This is a genomic window from Nocardia sp. Tas62D01, assembly GCF_055232035.1.
Map to the genome: position 1 here is coordinate 7,737,039 of NZ_JBUYUZ010000001.1, position 20,167 is coordinate 7,757,205.

A 20,167-nucleotide genomic window follows, 5' to 3' on the forward strand; every position below is an offset into this window, starting at 1 on the left:
CCCTTCGGAATTCACGAACCCACGGGAAACCGGCGTGAAGCGAAGTTCCGGATCCGCCGTCAAATTCCCTTGAAACGTGATGACCGTGTCTGCGGCCATGAGGGTCACCTCCTTGCGATAGTACGACAGATAGATGATTGACCAAGTCCCACAACGACTTCGGTCTAATTTGAGATCGCGGACCCTTGACCGGCTGCCGTCGATGGCGGCACAGGGCTTTGATCGGTCGGGCGAACTGGTCCAGAGTTACGGCATGCCGCACATCCGGATCGCGACCGAGGACGCCATCGAACTGGCAGAACTTCTGCACTTCGTCAACGACTGGCTGACAACCGATCACGCTCGGGCGTCTCTAACCCGATTCAGCGGCAACTCGGCTGTCGACCCGACCCAAGAACTGCGAGACGATCTGGACCGCTTCCTGTTCCTTCTTGGCGGCAACGACGGAGAACATCTGCTCGAGCCGAAGGACTGATCTCGGTCAACTCGTCGACGAAGCTGCGGGACCCAGCTCGTTCCACATGGACATGTCCACGGCGGAAAATACCTGCACAAGACCAGTTTTAAGCTTCGAACTCCACATAATCAGCGCTCTCGGCAAGTTCTCAGCCGCCTCCCGCCAGAGCCTGCAGTGCAGGAACAACGCCTCGCCGCCCTTCCACTCCGCGGAGTCGCGATCGAAGTGACGTGGTGTAGACGCGACGGTGAAGTTCGCGACCGGGTGCCTGCAGGCTTGAAATGCAGCTCCGGCGTGGCAGTCAGATTCCTTATCTGCACTACCGACCTGCTGCGACAGAGCCCGAATGACTGGAACGGGTGTAGGCGCTTTGATGTCAGCCGTGGGAACATCTGCTTTGCTGCCTTCGCAGACACGTTGATGCCGTGCCACCTGATTACTCCCAGATTGAGCCCGAGTTGCAGTGGCTGCATCACGGGCTGGTCGCCTCCGAACGTGACTAGGTCCATATCGGGAACCGGCATTCGATCACGCTTGCGATCGCAACGGGCGGCCGGCGCTGCAGCCGCAGGGTCGCACCACGCGAAGTACTTGGCGGCCGTGTTCTTCTCCGACATCGGTGATGTCGGGTTTGCAGGCTTCGAAGATCCGCAACCCGAGCATGACCAGCGCGAATTCGAACCGGTTACGGGAATCGCGTGCCGGGGATAACAGAGCTTCGAACTGCAGTTGCGAAAGTCCCAGTGGCGGTGACTCGTTGGGCACGGTTGGACGCCGCACGTATTCGGCGGGTGAGTGTTCCAGCGTCGATGACGCAGGTTCGTTAGAAGCCGGTCACCACCGCCATCCGCCGGGCAACCGTCGTGCCGTCGCCCTCGGCGCGGCATAGAGCGGATGGTTCCAAGCGACTTGGTCTGGCCTGACATCTTGTGCTATACACGAAAATTGTTGTGGCCGTGGATGATTACGGGATTATTGGTAGATGTAATAGTGGCACAAGTATTTTCACTGCATGAGTGGCAGGTCGGCGCTGGTTGTCGGCTAGGAACATGATGTGCTCGGGCCGCTCGGGTTTGTCGATGAGCTGACCAACGGCTTGTATGAGCGGCTGCACCGGTTTGGAGGCTGGCATTCGGCGATGGTGTGGACGAGCCGGTGCTCAACCCAACGGCCAGGGAGTTGAAAGCCGCTGTAGGTCAGGCGCGTTCGACTGCCTTGCAGCAGCCGGCGACGTCGTTGATCAGTTGCCTCGGACAGGGCGTCAGCGAGATTGTGGCGGGTGGCCAAACTGTCGGGGTGATCAGCGCCCAGTGCCCGCAGGCGGTCGGTGAGTAGCTGCTTGTCGTCGGCGATCGCCCAAGCGACATCACCACTCGTACCCCCGCCACCGCGCGAGATTGCTGGCGCGATGGAACCAGAATCAAGAAAAGTGTTGTCGCACAACACTATCCGGACCTATCGGGTACTGTGCCTACGGCGCGCCCACTTGAACGGGACAGCTGCTCGGGATATTTCGTCACACTCCGGAATTGAGGCAAACAATTGAACCACAAGCTCTGGCTGCTCGGGCGGTTCGCCACAGTCGGTGGTCATGTGCTAGGCGAGAAGATCACCCGGCCGAAAGCGCGGAGCGCCGACGACGTCCCCGCCTCTGGCGACGCGATCACCGTCGACTGGCTGACGGCTGTCCTGTGCCGCGATGTCCCCGATGCCGAGGTGCTCTCGTTCAACACATCCAACGGCAGCCGCGGCACGTCCACACGGGTTGCGATTCGCGTCGACTACAACGAGGCGGGCACGCAGGCCGGATTGCCGACCGAGCTGTTCGCGAAGACCACCACTTCCCTCAGCCAGCGCATTTTGCTCGGCGGGGCGAAAATGATCGACGGTGAAACTCACTTCTTCATGGACTTTCGTCCCAACGTCGAGATGGAGGCCCCGCTCGGCTACTGGGGCGCCGTCGATCCGGCATCGTGGCGGTCCATTGCGCTCATGGAGGACATCGCCGCGACCCGTGGCGCTGTTTTCATCGAGCCGAACGCCCCGATCGCCCGCGACCAGATTGAAGATCTGGTGCGCAATCTCGCCCGACTCCACGGCACATTCTGGAAGCATCCGTCGATCGCGGGCCTCAAGAATCCGAACGACATGCTCGACGCCGTCCTCTCTGCGATCGACATGAAGAAGCGTTGCGCGGTCGGCTTGGAGCGGGCCAAAGTGGTTATTCCCGCGAGCCTGCACGGTCAGAGCGAGCGGTTGTGGGCGGGCGTCGAGCGGTCCCTCGATATTGCGACCAAGGACATGCCCCCGACCTTGCTTCACGGCGACCCGCACATCGGGCAAACCTACGTGACCGGCGACGGACGGATGGGGTTCGCCGACTGGCAGGTAGTGATGCAGGGCGGCTGGGCGCATGACTTCGCGTACACCGTCAACTCGGGATGCGAGCCCGAAGACCGGCGCGCTTGGGATCGTGAACTGCTTGAAGCCTACCTGGAGGAGCTAGGTCGCTCCGGCGGCGAGGTGCCGTCCTTCGACGACGCCTGGCTGGCCTATCGACAGCAGTCCATGTTCGCCTACGCGGCATGGGCATTCACGATCGGCCGAGCGGTATACCAACCCAAGATGCAGTCGGTCGAGACCTGTTTGACACTGTTGAAGCGAATCACCACCGCCCTGGACGACAACGATTCGCTAGGTGCCCTCGGCATCTGACGAACCGTCACACCGTTCGGTCACTGTCTCCCGACCGAGTCACGTCGAGGTGGCTCGGAGTCCGCACGACCAACGATCACCGCGCACCGGTCGTCGCTCGTGTCGGCCGAAATGGCCGAACAATGTTGCCGCGCAGCAGGCGTTCGATATTGAACGCCCGGGTGCTGTACCGGCGCGACTTCATCAACCGGTTCCGGCCGGAACCAGGTAACGCTGTCTCCGGAGCAGCGACTCGGCAAGGAAGCCGTGATACACCACCCACAGTGCACACGAATAGCATGGAGTTCCATCCTTGAGTACGCCGCAGTCCCGAGTACACCCCCAGTCCTGCCCGGTCGCCCATGGCTCGCCGATCGATTCCGACGAACCGCGGGTGCCGCTGCACTCGCCGGAATTCGCCGCCGATCCACACCGCTGCTACCGGGAAATGCGAAGACAATACGGCTCTTTGGCGCCAGTGGAGCTCGCGCCGGGCGTGCCCGCCACATTGGTCATCGGCTACGCCACCGCGGTGCGGATCCTCAACGACCCTGAGCGCTTCCCTGCCGATCCACGCACCTGGCAGAAGAACGTCCCCGCTGACTGCCCCATCCTCCCGCTGCTGGAGTGGCGGCCCATGGCAAGCAGAAATACCGGTGTCGACTTCGTGCGCTACCGGCAGGCCATCACCGCGAGCATCGACGCGATAGATCTATATGCGCTCCACGGCATCGTGGAGGCGACCGCCATCCGGCTGGTCAACAACTTCTGTCAGGCTGGCAATGCCGATCTGATCCGCCAGTACGTGTTCCCGCTGCTGTTCGAGGTCGTCAATACCTTTCTCGGCTGCCCCCCGGAGATAGGGCAGCGAGTCGCCGCCGGTACGGCCGCGATCGTCGAGGGTGTCGATGCCGACAGTGGCAACAAGATGCTGTTCGAGGCGCTGCTGGAACTGGTGGCACTCAAACGGACCAAACCTGGAAACGACATAACCACAGTGTTGCTGCAGCATCCGGCGGAACTGGATGAACTGGAGGTGGTCAACCACGTGGCAGAAGTCTACGGCACGGGGATCGAGTTCCAGCTGAACTTGATCGTCAACACGCTGCTGGTGATCCTCACCGACGATCGTTTCGGGAGCAGTGTCTTGGGCGGGAACCTGTCCTCCCGCGAGGCCCTGGACGAGGTCTTGTTCAACGACCCGCCGCTGGCGAACCTCCTGATCAGCTACCCTCGTCAGCCGATCCTCGTCGATGGTATCTGGCTGCCCGCACATCAGCCGGTCGTCATCAGCATGGCCGCGTGCAACAACGACCCAGCGATCCGGACCGAGGATCAGGCGGGCAATCGCTCGCATCTGGCATGGGGCATCGGCCCACACGCGTGCCCGGCGCAATCCCCGGCCTACCTGATCGCTCAGGACGCCATCGATCAGCTTCTCGATGCGCTGCCCGAGATGCGGCTGGACCTAACAGCCGGCGCACCCACCTGGCGGCCGGGCCCCTTCCACCGAGCCTTGACCGCACTGCCGGTCACATTCCGTCCCTGTTCTCCGTTGTACGCGTACGGCGAATCGGGTACGTGGCCAGCCCCACGTTCGTGATCTGCTGATCCAACGGATTCGCGTATTTCCGCGAGATTCACTGGCTAACAAGTTAATTCGCGGCGACCATCCAATATGACTGTGGCGCTGGAGCGTTCGTGCGACTATGGCGAAAAGGCTTGTTAAGTAAGGTAATCCCGCGTATCCATTGATTCGTCGGCGACCCACCGACGATATTTACGACTGTCGTCCAACTGCACGCGCCGACGGGCCAGCGCTGCTGGCGAGGGGTTCCCCATGACAAGCCTTCCTTCGTTCCCTGCCATAGACGAGAGTCCCCCGGCCCCGGCTGCGGCAATGGACCGTCACCCTGTTGGCACACACCACCCCTCCCGAAGTGGCATTCGCGATACAGAACGAACTCGGGGCGTTCTTGCACGAACTGGTGACGAGCAAACAGCGGGAACCCGGCGACGACCTCACCTCGGATCTCGTACACGCCCGCGACGAGGGCGGCGGGCTGTCGCCATCCGAATGCACACACATGCCGCTGATCGGTTGCCCGTCAACGTATCCCTGGCGGGCTGCAGCGATGGGCGCTCATGCCGTAGATCGTTGTACGCGCCGCACAATTTTGCCGCTGAAGGCGAACCAGCGGCGGCCCTTCCATTTTCGTCAGCGCGATCGCTGCGAGGCTTCGTACATAACAACGCGAACGGCGGGTCAGCCGCGGATGACCGAACACAGCGCCGCGACCCCGTCAGCGTCGGTCTCGAAGCGGTCAAACCCTTCGGGCACACCGATATCCGCGAACGACACCTCACCCCTCGTATCCCCACGTACCGGCGCGCGAAGGGCCGCGTGGAGGTCCGAGACGCCGGTCGCCTCGACAACCTGCACAGCGTTCGAGGCCCGGACACCACCGCAAGCCATCACCTCGATCGCGCCGGAACCCCGCTTCACCAGGTCTTTGATTAAAGGCGCGCCATCCAACACGCGACGTTGCCGGCCCGAAGTCAGCACGCGGGTAAACCCGAATGAAATCGCCCGGTCAAGCGACCGTTCCGAAGACTCGCTGATATCGATCGCCCGGTGGAGTGTGGTCTGCATGTACTCGGCCGCGTCCACGAACCTCTCACAAGCCGGGTCCAGCGAACCGGACGAGTCCAGCGCGCCGATCACGATCCCCCGCGCACCCGCCCGACGAGCCGCCGCAATGTCGCGGACCATCATGGAAATCTCGTCACGTGAGTACCTGAAGTCGCCTGGCCGCGGCCGGATCAGTACGTGCACCTCGGTCTTCATGGTCCGCGCGACGGCCAGCTCGATGAAGGCCGCACTCGGGGTCAAGCCGCCCTCGGACAGGCCGGCGCACAGCTCCACCCGGTCCGCGCCAGACTGCTCGGCGATCCGTACTCCGCTGACCGACTCGACACTGATCTCCACGCGCATGGCAGCGAGTATCCACTGAGCTGGATCGGCGTCGACATCGGCGGCACCAAGATCCCGGCCGGTTGGATCTTCGGCCAGTTCAGCAGATTGATCCGGTCAAGGAGGGGCGCCGGCCAACATTCGCTGGCGCGGGCGGGGCGATCGACCGCGCCACCGCCGACCGCGAGTGTGTGCTGGAACGCGCTAGGCGTCTCGCCGCATGGAGGACAGGGCCCACAGTTCGGCTATCTGCCCGTCGCGTACTCGGAAGATCTCCAGCATGGTCGGTGGCTGCTGGTCGGGGATGCCGTTCATGGTTGTGCGAACGGCGACGGTGTCCCTCGACGATCATGTCCTCGACAACGACGCGGGCGTCGGGGAACGTCTCATGGAACCATTGCCACGCCCGGGTGACACTGCCCGGCCGGTCGTGTCCAGGGGATGGCTGTAGAAGTCTGCTGTGAAGATCTCTTCGGTAGCCGTGAAATTGCGAGTGTTGAACGCTTCGTACATGCGTTGGACGCTGGCCCGCACATCATCTCTCACGTCGTCTCCGTAGGTTCGGTCATATTCGCCCGGATGCGTCGCAGCACGTCCAACACGGTCTGCTGCTGCCCGGCGGTGATGCCCTTGAGCAACTGTTGCTGATATGCCTGGTGTGATAGCTCCAGGTCGGCCGCGACCCGTTCGCCGGCTAGGGTCAAGGCGGCCAGGGTGTAGCGGTTGTCGCCCGGATCGAGGCGTCGGCCGATCAGCCCATCGCTCTCGAACTCCTTGACCAATCGGGTGATACTCGCGCCATCGACTCCCAGTGCCCGTCGAAGGTCGCTGTGGCTGGTCTCGCCGTGGCGCCATAACCGTATGAACATCTGCACCCGAGGTGCGCTCATCCCCACCTGCAGGGTGAAGGCTTGTCGCAGGTCCGCGCAGGTAGTACTGAGTTCGCGAAAGAACGCATCCTCGGGTGTGTGGTCACGCACTATCTCTTTATACAAGCAACTATTGATTGTGGCCCGTCCCCAATGAATGAGACCGCTCGGTATTAGAGTCCTGTTGGCCCTGGTAGGGGCCAGAAGGGACGATTGGGATCATGGCTGGAGGACGGAAGCGGCATTCCGCGGAGGAGATCGTGCGGAAGCTGCGCCGTGCCGATGAGCTGGCCGCGGCCGGTAAGTCGGGCGAGGAGATCGCCGCAGAGCTGGAAGTGTCGGCGGCGACGTTGTACAACTGGCGCCGCTCTTCGGTATGGATACCGATGCGGCGAAGGAGCTCAAGGAGCTGCGGGAGCAGAATTCCCGGCTCAAGCGGCTGCTGGCCGAGGCGGAGCTGGAAAAGGACGCCCTGCGGGAGATCAGCCGGGGAAAATTCTGAGCCCAGCGTCCAAGCGCCGTGCCGTCGACATGCTCACAGCAGTGAAGGGCGTGTCGGAACGGTTCGCGTGCAAGGTCGTTGGGCTTGCTCGTTCGACGTATCGGCGGCTGCCCCTCGCGCAGACCCCGGATGATCCGGACGCCGGTTTGCGGGCCTGGCTGCGCTCGTATGCTACGAAGAACCCGTGTCACGGGTTCCGGCGGGCGTGGGCGCGGTTGCGGTTCGACGAGGGCAGCTCGGTGAACAAGAAGAAGGTGCATCGGCTCTGGCGGGAGGAAGGGCTGCAGGTGCGTGAGCACCAGCCGCGTAAACGGGCCGGCGTTTCGTCGATGCCGCCGGTCGATGCGGATGCACCGAAGGTGGTGTGGGCGTTGGATTTTCAGTTCGATTCCACCATCGACGGCAGAGCGGTGAAGATCGCGTCGATGGTCGATGAACACACCCGTGAATCACTATTGCATCTGGTTGAACGCTCGATCACCGCCGAGCGGCTCGTCACCGAGCTCGAGAAGGTCTTCACCACTCATGGTGGGTCGCCGACGGTGTTGCGGATGGACAACGGGCCGGAAATGATTTCCCATGCGCTGCAACAGTTTTGCGCAAACCGGGTCGGGATCATCTACATCCCACCGGGCACGCCGTGGAATAACGGATTCGTCGAATCGTTCAACCGTCGGCTGCGCAAAGAATGCCTCGACCGGAACCACTGGACAAGCCTGCTCGAAGCCCGCGTCGTCATCGGCGACTACAAGGTAGACCACAACCGACGACATCGACATTCGGCGCTGGGCTATCTGACCCCGGCCGAGTACGCTGCCCGCTGCAGCCACAGCCACCACCCGGTGGCCTGCGGCATCAACTGAATACGGATCGAAAACAACCTGGCTCTAAAACCGGGTGGTTCCGTCATCGGGGACCGGTCAATTGCACCAAGAGTGGACGTCGACCTGAAGAGCGCGGGCTTGCTGAACCGGGCCCTGCCAGTGAACACACTTTTCTGCCGCATAGCGCGCGTCATGATGTCGTGTCTTGATTGTCGGAGGCGGGTTCAAGCTAGAGTTGAGTAGGGGCCGGGCGGGTGCAGTAGGCCCACCGGTGTATTTGCTGAACTGCCACGCGGCGCTTTCTTGGTACAGGTCGAATACGTGCGCCGGGTCCCTGCTCATCGTTCACAGCGAAGACGCTGACCGAGAGCGTATCGGCATGGACCCGAATGCCGAGCACTGCTCGTGAATCGAATCACGAACCACCAGGACAGGTGGGATGAATGACCACATTCGAGTGGGACGCTGAGCTCGGCAGTGCGGTTGCCGTCGTCACTACCGTTGTGGTACCGGGCGCTGGTACTTCTGACCGCTCGGGCGCCCGCGGCTGGCCGCCTGACGAGGCGTTTTATTTGTGGCTCGATAGATCACGGAGGTGATGTCATGTGTCGCTTGTTCGGTTTGTCGGCCGCGCCCTGTCGGGTCATGGCGACGTTCTGGTTGCTGGATTCGCCGGACAGCTTGGCGAAGCAGAGCCGACAGGAGCCCGATGGGACCGGGTTGGGCACCTTCGCTGTTGACGGGTCGCCGCTGGTGGAGAAGCAACCGATCGCGGCGTACGAGGATGTCCAGTTCGGGCTGGAGGCCAGAGAACGCGAGTCGGAGACGTTTGTCGCGCACATTCGCTATGCCTCGACCGGTGGCCTGAACCTGCGCAACACCCATCCCTTTGTCCAGCAGGGCCGATTGTTCGCCCACAACGGCGTCCTGCAGGGTTTGACGGAGTTGGAGGCCGAACTCGGTGATTATCTGAATCTTGTTGCGGGCGATACGGATTCCGAACGCTTCTTTGCCCTGATCACGCAGCGCACCGAACACCACAACGGCGATGCCACGGCGGGAATCACCGATGCGGTGCGGTGGATCGCGGACCGACTGCCCGTGTATGCACTCAATTTGGTACTCACCACCCCGACCGAGCTGTGGGCTCTGCGGTACCCGGACACGCATGAGTTGTTCGTGCTGGAGCGTTCAGCGGGCGGTGCGCGGGGTGGGCGGGGTCTTGACCATGCCGGCCGAGCGGGCACGGTCCGCGCACGCAGTCGACACCTCGCGGCACACCAGTCGGTCGTCGTAGCCAGCGAGCGGATGGACGAGGATCCGGGATGGCGCGCGCTGGCACCGGGTGAGCTCCTGCACATAGATGGTCAGCTGCACGTCCGGTCTCGAGTCGTCGTCGATTCTGCTCCCCGCCATCTGTTGTCGCTCGCACAACTGAGCCCCGGCGCGGCCGCATCCCAATCCGCACACTGAACTTCACGCTTGACCGCGACCCGGTCACGCACCGCACCACCACCGGAACCGGAGCCCGAAGATGTCCGAACCATGTGGGTTCAGAACCCGGACACGTACTTGTCCGAGTTCTGTTCCATGCATGCGTTCGGGAACGTGTGACGGTAGGACACCGGCGCACCATTCCAGATCCCGTCCGCGGCAACGGTCACCGGCTTATAGATGAATTGGCAGAACCGTATGGGCGCACCCCGAAGTTGGCCGAAATCACCACCGACCGCTCCGAGTTCGTCGCAGGCCGGATCTGTCTGCGGTCGTGGGTCACCCGGCAACTCGAGAATCGTTAGGGTGTAACAGAATTGGGCCACGGGCATGTGCCGCAAAACCGAAAGTGCTTGCACCAGTGGGGAGCCGATTCATATAGCGGTAAACTCACTCTCCTGCGCAGCAGGTTCCGGACGATCTATGCGGACGAGTCCATCGATTGCTCGCGCACGCAGTGACAGCGGTTCGGTTCCAACGGGCCGGTGCAGCAGGATCGCCTCGGCCACCGGCTCGGCGAGGGTCCGGCGGAGGACGCGCTGGAGACCACGCGCTCCGTAGACGGGATCGAATCCGGTCCGCCCGATCAGTGCGACGACGGCATCCTCGGGGCGAGCCGCCAGACTTCTGCGCGGGCGCGCTAGGACGCCGGACTGCCATTCATGGGCGTCCGCTGCGAACCGGCGCGTGAGCGCGTGCGAGCGCGGCTGATAGCATTTCTCCGGGGATGCGAGCGTGCAACGGGAGGACGAGCCATGCGGCAGGATGCGGTGGGGACAGGCGTCGTGGAACCTTCTCGCACCGCCGTTCTGATCGTCACCGCCCGGAAGGCCGCCGCAGCGGTCGATCGAGCGCTTGCCGCCGAAGACGTGACGGTGGACGACTGGCTGGTCCTTGAGGCGTTGGCGGGCATAGTGGAGCTGCCGATGGCGCAGGTGCGGGCCGTGACGTTGACCTCGGCGCCCACCCTGTCCCGAGTCGTCGACCGATTGGTCTCGCGCGCACTGGTTTTCCGTGAGGTCGACGCCGCGGACCGACGCAAAGTGCGCATCGGGCTGAGCAAACGAGGTGTGGTGCTGCACCGCAGGCTCGCCGCGGCGGTCCATGCGACCGAACAGCAATGGTTGGACAGCGATGGTCAGGCCGCCATGGCGGGAGCTATCGAGCGGGACGGCGCGATGCCCAATCCGGCTTGAATCAGGCATCGAGGAAGCGGCACTACGTGGTCGACCACGTAGTGCAGTACTAGCTACTTGTCCCTGAACAATTCGGGTGTCCGAATGCTGCCTTCCTGGTCGAATCCCATGCAGTGGTGGGGGTTTCGCGGTGAGAATGACGTCGGTGTCGTTCTCGGTGGAGGCGGAGGCGGTCGATGTTGCGCGCGCCTGAGTGCCGCGGCAACATCTTCCGGCTTGTTCCGTATGGCGCCGATATACACGGTGCCGAGTCCGAGGGATTCCGCGGCAACAACAGCGTTCTGGACGGCAAGTGCGGCGTCGATAAATCCGACGTAGCTGGATTCCAGATAATCGACGCCGTCGAATGACGCTCCTCGGTCGCCTGCGAGCTGTCGCAGGCGAGCGAAGTCGGCCACCCAGAGGAGCAAATACAGGCGCCTGCTCGATGGAGGCCTGATCGCCAGCCAGTGCGGTGAGCCGCGCCTTGCGTGCGCAATCGCGCACTGCGATGACGCTCCACACCTGGAGGTTCGATGATGTCGGCGCGGATTGTGCTGCCGAGATCAGCAGCCGCAGCGTCGCATCATGGACTGGATCGGCACGATAGCGGCGTACGGAGCGGTGATCGTGCAGTACTCGCAGGACCGGATTCCACTGTGCGGGCGCGATTCGATTGGGTTCGCGGTAGCGCTGCTGCAGCGTGTCGGCTGGCACGGCCTGTGTCATACCCGTCCCGGCCCGCCGCGCGACCGCCAGCCGCGACGATTCATCGCGTGCGCCCCACCAAGGCGGCGTTCGTCGACTATCGGCGCGATCACGCCCGCGGACGTCTCCCGCGCACCACCCTGGTGGGCATCTACCCTTGGAACGCTCTGAGAATTTGCCTCCTGAACGCTCCGAGAAGAAATTCGATGGCACGCTGGCAGCATGCTCGTCACCGACATCGCCGCGCCGCGGGTGTTGCTGGTCGAGGACGACCGCCAACTCTCCGAGATGATGTCGACACTGCTCACCGAAGAGGGCTATCGGGTCGAGACCGCCACCGACGGACAGAGTGGGCTGCACCGGGGATTGACCCGGGAGTTCGAGGTGATGATCATCGACCGGGGAGTGCCGGTGCTGGAGGGATTGGATCTGCTGCGAGCACTGCGTAAGCGTGCTGTCGTCATCCCTGCACTGGTACTCACCGCCCGTGGCGCGGTGGCGGACCGGGTCGAGGGGCTCGACGCCGGCGCCGAGGACTACCTGGTCAAACCGTTCGAGATCCCTGAATTGCTCGCACGGGTCCGGGCCCTGCATCGTCGGCACCTCGCCGCTGCGGCGTCGCTTCCGGTCGGTGCGCGTCTGCTGGTTCTGACCACCCGAACGGTGGTCGACCCCCTCGGCGAGGTGGCATTGTCCGAGCGTGAGTGCGCGCTGCTCGCGGTTCTGGCCCGGTCCCCACGGCAGGTGTTCACTCGTCCCCAATTGCTCGAGCTGGTCTTCGACCGGGCCGACACCGTCGGCACCGTCGACACCTACGTGCATTACCTGCGCCGCAAACTCGGCCGCGACGTCATCGACACCGTGCGTGGCCTCGGCTATCGGCTCGGCAACTGAACACCGTGCGGACCGGCTCCAAGAATCCTCCAAGAATCGGCTCATACTCTTCGCTCGACCGGCAACCGACCGTCGCGACCGAGAAGTTGAATCGTCATGGGGCCAACCACGATCGCAGGGCTGCCCGCCCACGCCCTGCTCGTCCACATCGTCGTCGTGATGGTGCCACTTACCGCGCTGCTGGTGATACTGACGGTGCTCTGGCCCGCCGCACAGCGCCGCCTGGGCATCATCACCCCGCTTGTGGCATTCGCCACCCTGGTCGCCGTCCCGCTCACGACACAGTCCGGTGAATGGCTCGAACACCACACCGAGAGAAATCCGCTGGTTAAAGCTCACACACATCTCGGAGATCAATTGCTGATCTGGTCAATCGCGGTGTTTCTGCTGTCCACCGCGTGGTGGGTCATCCACAGCGAGCGGGCCCGCAACCGGCTGAGGTCGCGCGTTGGCCGCGTCGACGCAGTCAGCGCGAACAGGACTGTCGCTCTTGCCATTGCCATCGTGGCAGTCGTGGTGGCGGCCGGCTCGGCGATCCAGGTCTACCGCATCGGCGACAGCGGCGCGAAAGCCGTCTGGCATGACCAAACCGACTGAGCGCATCCGCAGACAACCGACACCGGTGAAATCGATCATCGCGGCCGGGACGTCCGCGGCGAGGTCGGCCAGGTATACGCCATGTCGTAGTCGACGGTCTACGAGCGAACTGACCGCGACGCCGCGGCGCGGTGTGCCTGGCCTAGGCTGAACGAAGTCTTTGGAGGAGATCGCGATGACATATGTTCCTGAGCCGAGCCGGTACGACGGCACCATGCGGTACCGCCGGAGCGGCAGGTCCGGTCTTGATCTTCCGGTGCTCTCGCTCGGTTTCTGGCACAACTTCGGTGACGATCGCCCGTTCGATGTGCAGCGTGCGATCGCTTTGCGCGCATTCGATCTCGGTATTACGCACTTCGATCTGGCCAATAACTACGGTCCGCCCTACGGGTCGGCCGAAATCAACGCGGGGCGCCTGCTGCGGGAGGATCTCGCGGCTTACCGCGACGAGCTGATCATCTCGAGTAAGGCCGGGTGGGATATGTGGCCCGGACCGTACGGGCAGGGAGGTGGTTCCCGGAAGTACGTGCTGGCCTCGCTCGATCAGTCGCTGGCCCGGCTGGGTCTGGATTACGTCGACATCTTCTACTCTCATCGTTTCGACCCGACGACCCCGCTGGAGGAGACTGCGACAGCGCTGGATGCCGCGGTGCGGCAGGGCAAGGCGCTGTATGTGGGCATCTCCTCATATACCGCCGAGAACTCGGCGAAGATCGCGAAACTGCTGCGTGAGCTGGGCACGCCACTGCTGATCCATCAGCCGTCGTACTCGATGCTCAACCGCTGGATCGAGACCGAGGGTTTGCTGGACACCGCCGCCGAGGAGGGGTTCGGGGTCATCGGGTTCACCGCGCTCGCGCAGGGGCTGCTGACGTCGAAATATCTGGACGGTGTTCCGGCGGGATCGCGTGCCACCGCGGGCACGTCGTTCCAGACCGAGTTGCTGAACGACGAGATGATCGAGCGGTTGCGCAAGCTGAACGCGATAGCCGCGCGGCGCGGGCAGACGCTGGCGCAGCTGGCCCTGGCGTGGGCACTGCGTGACCCGCGCGTGACCTCTCTGGTGATCGGCGCGTCATCGACCGAACAGCTCGAGCAGAACGTCGCCGCGCTGGACAATCTCGATCTCGGCGTCGAGGAACTGGACGAGATCGATGCACTGCTCGATGACGACGGTGCGGTCGATCTGTGGCGAGCAGCGCGCCAAGGCACACTCTGAAATCCACGCTCCGCCGATCGTTGCATGACGTGGCTGTGCTGAGCTTCCTCGGTATCAATGCCGAACTTCCGAGGTTCGTCAAGGCCCTGACCGACCAGCCCGTAGCCGATGGGCACGGCGGCAATACCTACGCGGCGATGATCGAGCAGTTCCACATACCCTCCGGGGAGCGACGATGACCGGCCGTCGGCCCCGCATCGCCAGGAAGTCTTCGACAGTTCCGACCAATCGTGACTGCAATGACATTCGAATACGCACCAGGAGACCCAGCACGATGTTCAAGGTCATCGCCCTACTGGTCAAGAAACCCGGCATCAGCAGAACCGAATTGATCGAACACTACGAGCACCACCACGTGCCCCTGATCACCAGTCTGGCTCCCGCCCCGATGAGCTACCGGCGCAACTACGTCGTCACCGATGACACAACGGAAAACGACGTCGACATCATCACTGAACTCACCTTTCCCGACCGCGCGGCCTACGAGTCCTGGGTGCAATGCCACTTAGCTTGACGTGTTTTCGCAGGTCATCGGCATGATTGCGATGTAGTGCCAGCTGGTTGGTCTGTGAGACTGGTTGGTGTGGAGCGTTTTTGGGCGTGTCGGTGCCGGATCGTGTCGGTGCTGGGGTTAGCGTCGCCGACGTGGTGGATGTGGGTGCGGTGTCGTTGATCGATCAGGTGTTGTTGGGTGTGTTGACCGCTGTGGTGGACCGTGATGCGGTGGAGATGGCGATTTCCGAGCACGGCAAGGCGCCCAAGCGTCGTGGTGGGACGTTGCCGCCGCATTTGGTGATGTATTTCGTGGTCGCGTTGGCGTTGTTCGCAGGTGTGGACTACGAGGGGGTGATGCGGAAACTGGTTGGGCCGCTGCGGCTTTGGCGTTGTTGGGATCCGAAGTGGAGTTTGCCGACCTCGGGTGGGATCACCCAGGCCCGGCAGCGGCTGGGGTTCGAGCCGATGAAAACACTGTTCGAGCGGATCGCGGTGCCGGTGGCGTCGCGGCTGACCCTGGACGCGTTCTACGCGCGACGCAGGCTGGTCTCGATTGATGGCATGGTGTTCGACGTGGCCGACACCGAGGCCAACGCAACGGAATTCGGTAAACCGAGCAAGGGAGTGTTGCCACAGGCACGGGTGGTGACGTTGACCGAATGCGGCTCGCATGTGAGCCTGGGCGCGGTGATCGGGCCGGTCGTGGGCAAGGGCACCGGTGAACGCACCGCGCGGCCGAACTGATCTGGTTACTCGAACCCGGCATGATGTTGGTGTGTGACCAGGGGTTCTACAGTTTCAAACTGTGGTGCCAGGGCGCCGACACCGACGCCGACCTGTTGTGGCGTCTCGGTGACATTATGGACCTGCCGATCGTGGACCGCCTCGGTGACGGCTCCTATGTGACACTGCTTTTCGCGCCCAAAACCCCGGCGAAAATGCGGGCCGAGCTGCTGGAGGCGGCCATAGCCGGGGAGGAGTTGGACTGGGACCGGACTCGTTTCGCCCGCGTCATCGAGTACGAGATCACCGACCGTGGCGAAGGCGGTGAGCTGATCTGCCTGCTCACCACCATCCTCGACCCGCACGAGGCACCCTCGCTGATCCTGGCCGAGGCCTATCACCAACGCTGGGAACACGAAGCCGCGAACAGGCAAATCAAGACGCAGCTCCGCGGCCCCGCCAAAACCCTGCGCTCGCAAACCCCGGACATGGTCCGCCAGGAAATATACGGATTCCTCATCGCCCACTACGCGATCTGCTCGCTGATCTGCCGGGCCGCGGTCGAGACCGGCATCGATCCCGACCGCGTGAAGTTCACCCAGACCGTCCGACTCGCCCGCGACACCATCGCAGGCCCGGACGGTTTTTCCCCCTGACCGCCAACTCGAGCTCCACACCGAACTCGCCGAACAGATCACCGCAAAACGCCACCTCAACCCCCGCCGCCACCGCTCCTACCCCCGCGTCGTCAAACGCGCCAGACACAACAGCTTCCGAGTAAAACGCAAGGCAGACAAGGGAACCCGTCACACCGGACCCGCTACCATCCGGCTGGCCAACCAAAGCTGCATCACGCCGACACAACGACGACCATCCGCAAAACCGCCGGTCACAGCTCTACAGGGGGCGAGCTAAGCGGCATTGGTCCTGGGTGGCGGCAATGTATGCCCCCGGCTCGGGCGTCATCGATGATGAACACACCTTTCTCGATCGGTCGCGCACAAAATCCTTTACCGTCGAAGAACACATGACCACCTGATTCGCACCGGATCCCACGTCGTCGCCTGCCCTGTATCAGCGAAATCAATACGGCGACAAGCGGACCGGAAGATGACAGACCAGGCAGGTCGACTTGCGGCCCGACCTCGCACTATGAGGCGCTGTACGGCAGCAACTAGGCGCCGTTTGTTGCCGTGCGCCGCGTGCGATCCGCACTGATCCTGCACGAGTGGGTCGTCGCGTTCGTACGGTGCAGTCGCCTGGGTGAGGTCCGCACGGCCTAGGCTATCGATCGAGGAGGAAGGACGGCTGATGAAGCGAAACCTGAACTGCCCCTGCGGAGAAGCCATCGTCGGGACCGACGAGGACGATCTTGTGCAGAAGACGCAGGCCCACCTGGCCGAGAATCATCCAGGGCACGAGTACTCGCGCGACGAGATCCTGTTTATCGCGTACTGACCTCGCAGGAGGCGAAGGGCGTGCTCGCGGGTTCCACGGTATTCAGGTCGGTGGTTGGGTGACGAAGGCCGTCGAAGAAGAGATCGACGAGTCGGTGGGCTCGAGCTTTCCGCCCGGGTTGTTCGGTGAACCGCCACATCCATACCCTGAGCGCTTGATCAGCAGGCAGCGTCGACACGAGCTCGTCGGTACCGTCGCAGAGTAGCTCGACCCACGTAGATACACGCCGGTGATCAGACGGGATATCCAGGGCGATTCATTCTGGGTCTCGGTGTCGGCTATCCCGCCCAAGCGGCCGCTATCGGCCAGGAGTACGGGCGCCCGCTCACCACCATCCGCAACTACATTGAACGGATGAGCACGCCCGAGCAAATATTCCCGGCGTCGGAGGCGGCTTACCCGTGTTCTCGCCGCAAACGGACCCAAGATGCTCGAACTGGCCGATCGGATAACTGACGGCGCATTCCCCACGCTCATTCCGCCCGCCGTCACCACTCACGCCAGAGGAATCCTCGGACCCGACAAACTCCTCATCGTCGGGCTGACAGTCGCGGGTCGACGAGGACCGCGACCACGCGAAAGCCGTTGCGCGCCAGTTCATGTCCACCACAGTCGCCAGGCTCGGCTCACCCTATGCCCGGAACCTCCTCCGATACGGGTACTCCCACGACGAACTTGCACAGGGGGCCGACCGTGCAGTCGACGACATCCTCGGCTATGGCAACTCGGACGCAATCGCCACCAAGGTCCAGCGACACCTTGCCGCCGGCGCAGACGATGTTCGGCTGAGCCTGATCGTCCCGGAGTGCACTACCGGCGACGACGTGACGGTGATGCGTGCCGGAAAGGCGGTCGAATCCGGGCCGGTGGTGCAGGTTTTCGCCGCCCCCGCCGACGAGTACACCCGACGCCTGCTGTCCGCGGCGCCGGGTGCGGCGAGCGCGGCCGAGCTGGTCCGGGTCTGAGGTAACCGGGTCTGAAAGCCACACTGCACAGAATCGCTGTGATCGTAAGGATTTCCTCGAACGTTGCTGTTGCCGATGATGAGTACCGGATGCCAGCAGTCGAAGCGAGGAATTCATGTACGACATTCGACGCCTTATCCTGTTGCGTGACCTCGCGGAGCGCACCACCATGACGGCGGTCTCGGAGTTGCACGGCATCACTACGTCTGCCGTGTCTCAACAGTTGCGGATTCTGGAAGACGAAGTGGGCACTGTCCTCACCAGGCGAGAAGGACGGGTGCTGCGGCTGACACACGCGGGCCGGGTGCTCGTCGACTACACATCGCGGATCATCGCGGCGCTGGAGGAAGCCGAGAGCGCGGTGGCGGCGACGGCAGAAGCGGTCACCGGGGTACTCACCCTGGCCACTTTCCGCACCGCCCAGTCGCGGCTGGCGCTGCCCGCGGCGGCACGGTTGATGGCCGAGAATCCCGGCCTGCGAGTACGGGTGGTCGATCTGATGCCGGTGGATTCGGTACCGGCGGTGCGGCAGCAAGAGGTCGATCTGGCGATCACCTATTCGTATTCCTTCCGCGCCCGCGACCCGCCGCTCGGCCTGTCCTCGGAGTTTCTGTTCGGCGACCCGCTCGTGCTGCTCGCGCCGCCCGGGTTGCGTGAACGCGCCAGGCAGCACGGCCTGGCCGCGGTCCGCGACGCCGACTGGATCGCCGCTCGCGACGGCGCGCCTTCGATCGTCTCGGTGATGTACGCCTGCCGGGAAGCGGGTTTCGCGCCACGCATCGAGCACCGCAGCGGGAGCTTCGCCGGGATGGCCGAGATAGTCGAGCACGGTCTCGGCGTCACGATTGTCCCGGAGATGTCGGTCGCCGACGAGCACCGGCACCTGATCGCATGCACCATCGTGAACGGATCGCGTCAGATCGGGGTGACCTACCGGCAGGCGTCGCTGGAGCGGCCCGCGATCGCCGCCGCGATTCGGGCGCTGCGCACGATCGACCGGCCGGCGCAATTGGCATCGTGAAGTCTTCGGTTGTTTTGAGAAAAACTAAACGATCCTCGTAGGTCGGCTGCCTTGTTCCGCGGTGTGCCTGTTCGGATACTGGAATGCGAAGCGGCACTATGGAAAGGAGTTCTCATGGCATTCACCCGAATCCTGATCGAGACTCCGGTCGTGCCATTGTGTTGTTGTCGGTGACGTCGAGTATTCGTCCCGATTCTTCGCGCCCTGAGCGCTATTCCGTGCGAAATCGGCGCAGACATCCACAAATTGGCTTCGCATATTTTCCCGGAGGTGTTGATGCGCCGGATTATTCGCGACAGGTACACACACGACACGCTGCGCGGCAACCTCGGTCTCGAGCTGTCCGCGCGCGACATGACGCTGGTAGGAGGGTGAACGGTCGAATGACAGCCGTGGTAGCCGCGCAGCAGGCACAGGCACAGGCACAGGCGCATGGGCTGGCGGAGGACGTACTAGTGGACGCGCTCGCGCTGATCGCCGCACACGCCTTAGAACACGATCGCACCGGGCAGTTCCCGTTCGCGGCCTTCGAAGCATTGCACGCGATCGACGCGCCCGCGCTGACCGTGCCCGTCGAGTACGGCGGTCGCGGAGCGGGCATCGCCGAAGCGGTCGAGGTGATCGAGCGCGTCGGCGCCGCCGATCCATAGGTCGGGCTGATCCTGCAGTGGAACTACACCAACCACCTCAGCCTGCTGCGCCCCGAGAACCCCTGGCCGTCCGAGCTGAAAGAACTGGTGCTGCGTTCGGCTGTGACCGACGGCGCGCTGATCAACGTGCTCGCGGTGGAGCGGGAATTGGGCAGCTTGTCGCGCGGCGGCGTCCCGGCGACGACCGCGACCCGCCTGCCGTCAGGCGACTGGCGCATCGATGGCGAAAAGGCATACGCCACCGGCATTTCCGGGCTCACCTGGTTCACCGTCACGACCAGCACCGCCGAGCCGCAGCCGCGGGCGGCCACCTTCCTGCTCGACCGCTCCGCGACCGGATGGCGCGTCGAGCCCACCTGGAATCACCTGGGCCTGCGCGCCTCCGACACGCAGTCGGTCGTCTTCGACGGCACCGTGGTGCCGCATGCGCGGCTGGTCGATCTGCGCG

General features: G+C 63.5%; 21 protein-coding genes and 5 pseudogenes. 19 read left to right on the top strand and 7 right to left on the bottom strand.

The window, feature by feature from the left end:
• Positions 1–9: 9 nt before the first annotated feature.
• Positions 10–99: pseudogene (locus tag ACV7NQ_RS37060) on the bottom strand (single-stranded DNA-binding protein); the annotation flags it as partial.
• Between the two features lie 103 nt (positions 100–202).
• Between ACV7NQ_RS37060 and ACV7NQ_RS37065 the strand changes: the two are divergent.
• Positions 203–475 (top strand): hypothetical protein, encoded by a 273-nt coding sequence (locus ACV7NQ_RS37065; protein WP_463363801.1) that lies wholly within the window; start codon positions 203–205, stop codon positions 473–475.
• An 81-nt stretch (positions 476–556) separates the two neighbouring features.
• Here ACV7NQ_RS37065 and ACV7NQ_RS37070 read toward each other — a convergent pair.
• Positions 557–837, bottom strand: a pseudogene (locus ACV7NQ_RS37070) (single-stranded DNA-binding protein); the annotation flags it as partial.
• 1,429 nt (positions 838–2,266) lie between these two features.
• Between ACV7NQ_RS37070 and ACV7NQ_RS37075 the strand changes: the two are divergent.
• Together ACV7NQ_RS37075 and ACV7NQ_RS37080 are read left to right on the top strand one after the other, a co-directional pair.
• Positions 2,267–3,172, top strand: coding sequence for a phosphotransferase (locus tag ACV7NQ_RS37075; RefSeq protein ID WP_463363802.1), 906 nt, complete (start codon positions 2,267–2,269; stop codon positions 3,170–3,172).
• Positions 3,173–3,464: 292 nt separating this feature from the next.
• Positions 3,465–4,754 (top strand): cytochrome P450 family protein, encoded by a 1,290-nt coding sequence (locus tag ACV7NQ_RS37080; protein WP_463363803.1) that lies wholly within the window; start codon positions 3,465–3,467, stop codon positions 4,752–4,754.
• 663 nt (positions 4,755–5,417) lie between these two features.
• On the opposite strand, the gene ACV7NQ_RS37085 is transcribed toward ACV7NQ_RS37080, so the two are convergent.
• Positions 5,418–6,146 carry a copper homeostasis protein CutC gene (locus ACV7NQ_RS37085; RefSeq protein WP_463363804.1) on the bottom strand — a complete coding sequence of 243 codons (729 nt, stop codon included), beginning with the start codon at positions 6,144–6,146 and terminating at the stop codon, positions 5,418–5,420.
• 292 nt (positions 6,147–6,438) lie between these two features.
• On the opposite strand from ACV7NQ_RS37085, the gene ACV7NQ_RS37090 reads away from it, so the two are divergent.
• Positions 6,439–6,576, top strand: coding sequence for a hypothetical protein (locus ACV7NQ_RS37090; RefSeq protein WP_463363805.1), 138 nt, complete (start codon positions 6,439–6,441; stop codon positions 6,574–6,576).
• Between the two features lie 91 nt (positions 6,577–6,667).
• Here the strand turns inward: ACV7NQ_RS37090 and ACV7NQ_RS37095 are convergent, their stop codons facing one another.
• Complete coding sequence (locus tag ACV7NQ_RS37095) at positions 6,668–7,105, bottom strand: MarR family winged helix-turn-helix transcriptional regulator (RefSeq protein ID WP_463363806.1); 438 nt, start codon at positions 7,103–7,105, stop codon at positions 6,668–6,670.
• 110 nt (positions 7,106–7,215) lie between these two features.
• Here ACV7NQ_RS37095 and ACV7NQ_RS37100 point away from each other — a divergent pair.
• Positions 7,216–8,359: pseudogene (locus tag ACV7NQ_RS37100) on the top strand (IS3 family transposase).
• Positions 8,360–8,923: 564 nt separating this feature from the next.
• Positions 8,924–9,793 carry a class II glutamine amidotransferase gene (locus tag ACV7NQ_RS37105; protein WP_463363807.1) on the top strand — a complete coding sequence of 290 codons (870 nt, stop codon included), beginning with the start codon at positions 8,924–8,926 and terminating at the stop codon, positions 9,791–9,793.
• Between the two features lie 80 nt (positions 9,794–9,873).
• Here ACV7NQ_RS37105 and ACV7NQ_RS37110 read toward each other — a convergent pair whose 3' ends face one another.
• Together ACV7NQ_RS37110 and ACV7NQ_RS37115 are read right to left on the bottom strand one after the other, a co-directional pair.
• Positions 9,874–10,146 carry an SSI family serine proteinase inhibitor gene (locus tag ACV7NQ_RS37110; protein ID WP_463363808.1) on the bottom strand — a complete coding sequence of 91 codons (273 nt, stop codon included), beginning with the start codon at positions 10,144–10,146 and terminating at the stop codon, positions 9,874–9,876.
• A 42-nt stretch (positions 10,147–10,188) separates the two neighbouring features.
• The gene (locus ACV7NQ_RS37115) at positions 10,189–10,662 is read right to left on the bottom strand and encodes a hypothetical protein (RefSeq protein ID WP_463365969.1); all 474 of its coding nucleotides are present in this window, start codon (positions 10,660–10,662) and stop codon (positions 10,189–10,191) included.
• On the opposite strand from ACV7NQ_RS37115, the gene ACV7NQ_RS37120 reads away from it, so the two are divergent.
• Positions 10,570–11,010 (top strand): MarR family transcriptional regulator, encoded by a 441-nt coding sequence (locus ACV7NQ_RS37120; protein ID WP_463363809.1) that lies wholly within the window; start codon positions 10,570–10,572, stop codon positions 11,008–11,010. The genes ACV7NQ_RS37115 and ACV7NQ_RS37120 overlap by 93 nt on opposite strands.
• 176 nt (positions 11,011–11,186) lie before the next feature.
• Here ACV7NQ_RS37120 and ACV7NQ_RS37125 read toward each other — a convergent pair.
• Positions 11,187–11,718 (bottom strand): annotated as a pseudogene (locus ACV7NQ_RS37125) (nitroreductase family protein); the annotation flags it as partial.
• Positions 11,719–11,919: 201 nt separating this feature from the next.
• Here ACV7NQ_RS37125 and ACV7NQ_RS37130 point away from each other — a divergent pair.
• From ACV7NQ_RS37130 to ACV7NQ_RS37185, 12 genes and pseudogenes are all read left to right on the top strand, one after another.
• Complete coding sequence (locus tag ACV7NQ_RS37130; protein WP_463363810.1) at positions 11,920–12,591, top strand: response regulator transcription factor; 672 nt, start codon at positions 11,920–11,922, stop codon at positions 12,589–12,591.
• 96 nt (positions 12,592–12,687) lie between these two features.
• On the top strand, positions 12,688–13,188 hold the full coding sequence (locus tag ACV7NQ_RS37135; protein WP_463363811.1) for a DUF2231 domain-containing protein: 501 nt from the start codon (positions 12,688–12,690) through the stop codon (positions 13,186–13,188).
• Positions 13,189–13,363: 175 nt separating this feature from the next.
• Positions 13,364–14,407: an L-glyceraldehyde 3-phosphate reductase gene (gene mgrA / locus ACV7NQ_RS37140; RefSeq protein ID WP_463363812.1), complete on the top strand. Its 1,044-nt coding sequence runs from the start codon at positions 13,364–13,366 to the stop codon at positions 14,405–14,407.
• Complete coding sequence (locus ACV7NQ_RS37145) at positions 14,377–14,586, top strand: imine reductase family protein (protein WP_463363813.1); 210 nt, start codon at positions 14,377–14,379, stop codon at positions 14,584–14,586. The genes mgrA and ACV7NQ_RS37145 overlap by 31 nt, the downstream gene beginning before the upstream one ends.
• A 95-nt stretch (positions 14,587–14,681) precedes the next feature.
• Positions 14,682–14,921, top strand: a complete 240-nt coding sequence (locus ACV7NQ_RS37150; protein WP_463363814.1) for an EthD domain-containing protein — start codon at positions 14,682–14,684, stop codon at positions 14,919–14,921.
• Positions 14,922–15,007: 86 nt separating this feature from the next.
• Complete coding sequence (locus ACV7NQ_RS37155; RefSeq protein ID WP_463365557.1) at positions 15,008–15,646, top strand: transposase domain-containing protein; 639 nt, start codon at positions 15,008–15,010, stop codon at positions 15,644–15,646.
• Positions 15,647–15,666: 20 nt separating this feature from the next.
• On the top strand, positions 15,667–16,281 hold the full coding sequence (locus ACV7NQ_RS37160) for a transposase (RefSeq protein WP_463358709.1): 615 nt from the start codon (positions 15,667–15,669) through the stop codon (positions 16,279–16,281).
• Positions 16,282–16,936: 655 nt separating this feature from the next.
• Positions 16,937–17,083: a DUF1059 domain-containing protein gene (locus ACV7NQ_RS37165; RefSeq protein WP_463363815.1), complete on the top strand. Its 147-nt coding sequence runs from the start codon at positions 16,937–16,939 to the stop codon at positions 17,081–17,083.
• A gap of 599 nt (positions 17,084–17,682) precedes the next feature.
• Positions 17,683–18,048, top strand: a complete 366-nt coding sequence (locus tag ACV7NQ_RS37170) for a hypothetical protein (RefSeq protein WP_463363816.1) — start codon at positions 17,683–17,685, stop codon at positions 18,046–18,048.
• Between the two features lie 115 nt (positions 18,049–18,163).
• Complete coding sequence (locus ACV7NQ_RS37175; protein ID WP_463363817.1) at positions 18,164–19,069, top strand: LysR family transcriptional regulator; 906 nt, start codon at positions 18,164–18,166, stop codon at positions 19,067–19,069.
• Between the two features lie 383 nt (positions 19,070–19,452).
• Positions 19,453–19,719 (top strand): acyl-CoA dehydrogenase family protein, encoded by a 267-nt coding sequence (locus ACV7NQ_RS37180; RefSeq protein WP_463363818.1) that lies wholly within the window; start codon positions 19,453–19,455, stop codon positions 19,717–19,719.
• Between the two features lie 135 nt (positions 19,720–19,854).
• Positions 19,855–20,115: pseudogene (locus ACV7NQ_RS37185) on the top strand (acyl-CoA dehydrogenase family protein); the annotation flags it as partial.
• Between the last annotated feature and the right edge of the window lie 52 nt (positions 20,116–20,167).

Bases quoted from the DNA above. Each gene is read 5' to 3' on its own strand.
- ACV7NQ_RS37065 (WP_463363801.1), top strand. From the start codon at position 203: ATGGCGGCACAGGGCTTTGATCGGTCGGGCGAACTGGTCCAGAGTTAC.
- ACV7NQ_RS37085 (WP_463363804.1), bottom strand. From the start codon at position 6,146: ATGCGCGTGGAGATCAGTGTCGAGTCGGTCAGCGGAGTACGGATCGCC.
- ACV7NQ_RS37090 (WP_463363805.1), top strand. From the start codon at position 6,439: ATGGTTGTGCGAACGGCGACGGTGTCCCTCGACGATCATGTCCTCGAC.
- ACV7NQ_RS37105 (WP_463363807.1), top strand. From the start codon at position 8,924: ATGTGTCGCTTGTTCGGTTTGTCGGCCGCGCCCTGTCGGGTCATGGCG.
- ACV7NQ_RS37110 (WP_463363808.1), bottom strand. From the start codon at position 10,146: ATGCCCGTGGCCCAATTCTGTTACACCCTAACGATTCTCGAGTTGCCG.
- ACV7NQ_RS37120 (WP_463363809.1), top strand. From the start codon at position 10,570: ATGCGGCAGGATGCGGTGGGGACAGGCGTCGTGGAACCTTCTCGCACC.
- ACV7NQ_RS37130 (WP_463363810.1), top strand. From the start codon at position 11,920: ATGCTCGTCACCGACATCGCCGCGCCGCGGGTGTTGCTGGTCGAGGAC.
- ACV7NQ_RS37135 (WP_463363811.1), top strand. From the start codon at position 12,688: ATGGGGCCAACCACGATCGCAGGGCTGCCCGCCCACGCCCTGCTCGTC.
- mgrA (WP_463363812.1), top strand. From the start codon at position 13,364: ATGACATATGTTCCTGAGCCGAGCCGGTACGACGGCACCATGCGGTAC.
- ACV7NQ_RS37150 (WP_463363814.1), top strand. From the start codon at position 14,682: ATGTTCAAGGTCATCGCCCTACTGGTCAAGAAACCCGGCATCAGCAGA.
- ACV7NQ_RS37160 (WP_463358709.1), top strand. From the start codon at position 15,667: ATGATGTTGGTGTGTGACCAGGGGTTCTACAGTTTCAAACTGTGGTGC.
- ACV7NQ_RS37165 (WP_463363815.1), top strand. From the start codon at position 16,937: ATGAAGCGAAACCTGAACTGCCCCTGCGGAGAAGCCATCGTCGGGACC.
- ACV7NQ_RS37170 (WP_463363816.1), top strand. From the start codon at position 17,683: ATGTCCACCACAGTCGCCAGGCTCGGCTCACCCTATGCCCGGAACCTC.
- ACV7NQ_RS37175 (WP_463363817.1), top strand. From the start codon at position 18,164: ATGTACGACATTCGACGCCTTATCCTGTTGCGTGACCTCGCGGAGCGC.
- ACV7NQ_RS37180 (WP_463363818.1), top strand. From the start codon at position 19,453: ATGACAGCCGTGGTAGCCGCGCAGCAGGCACAGGCACAGGCACAGGCG.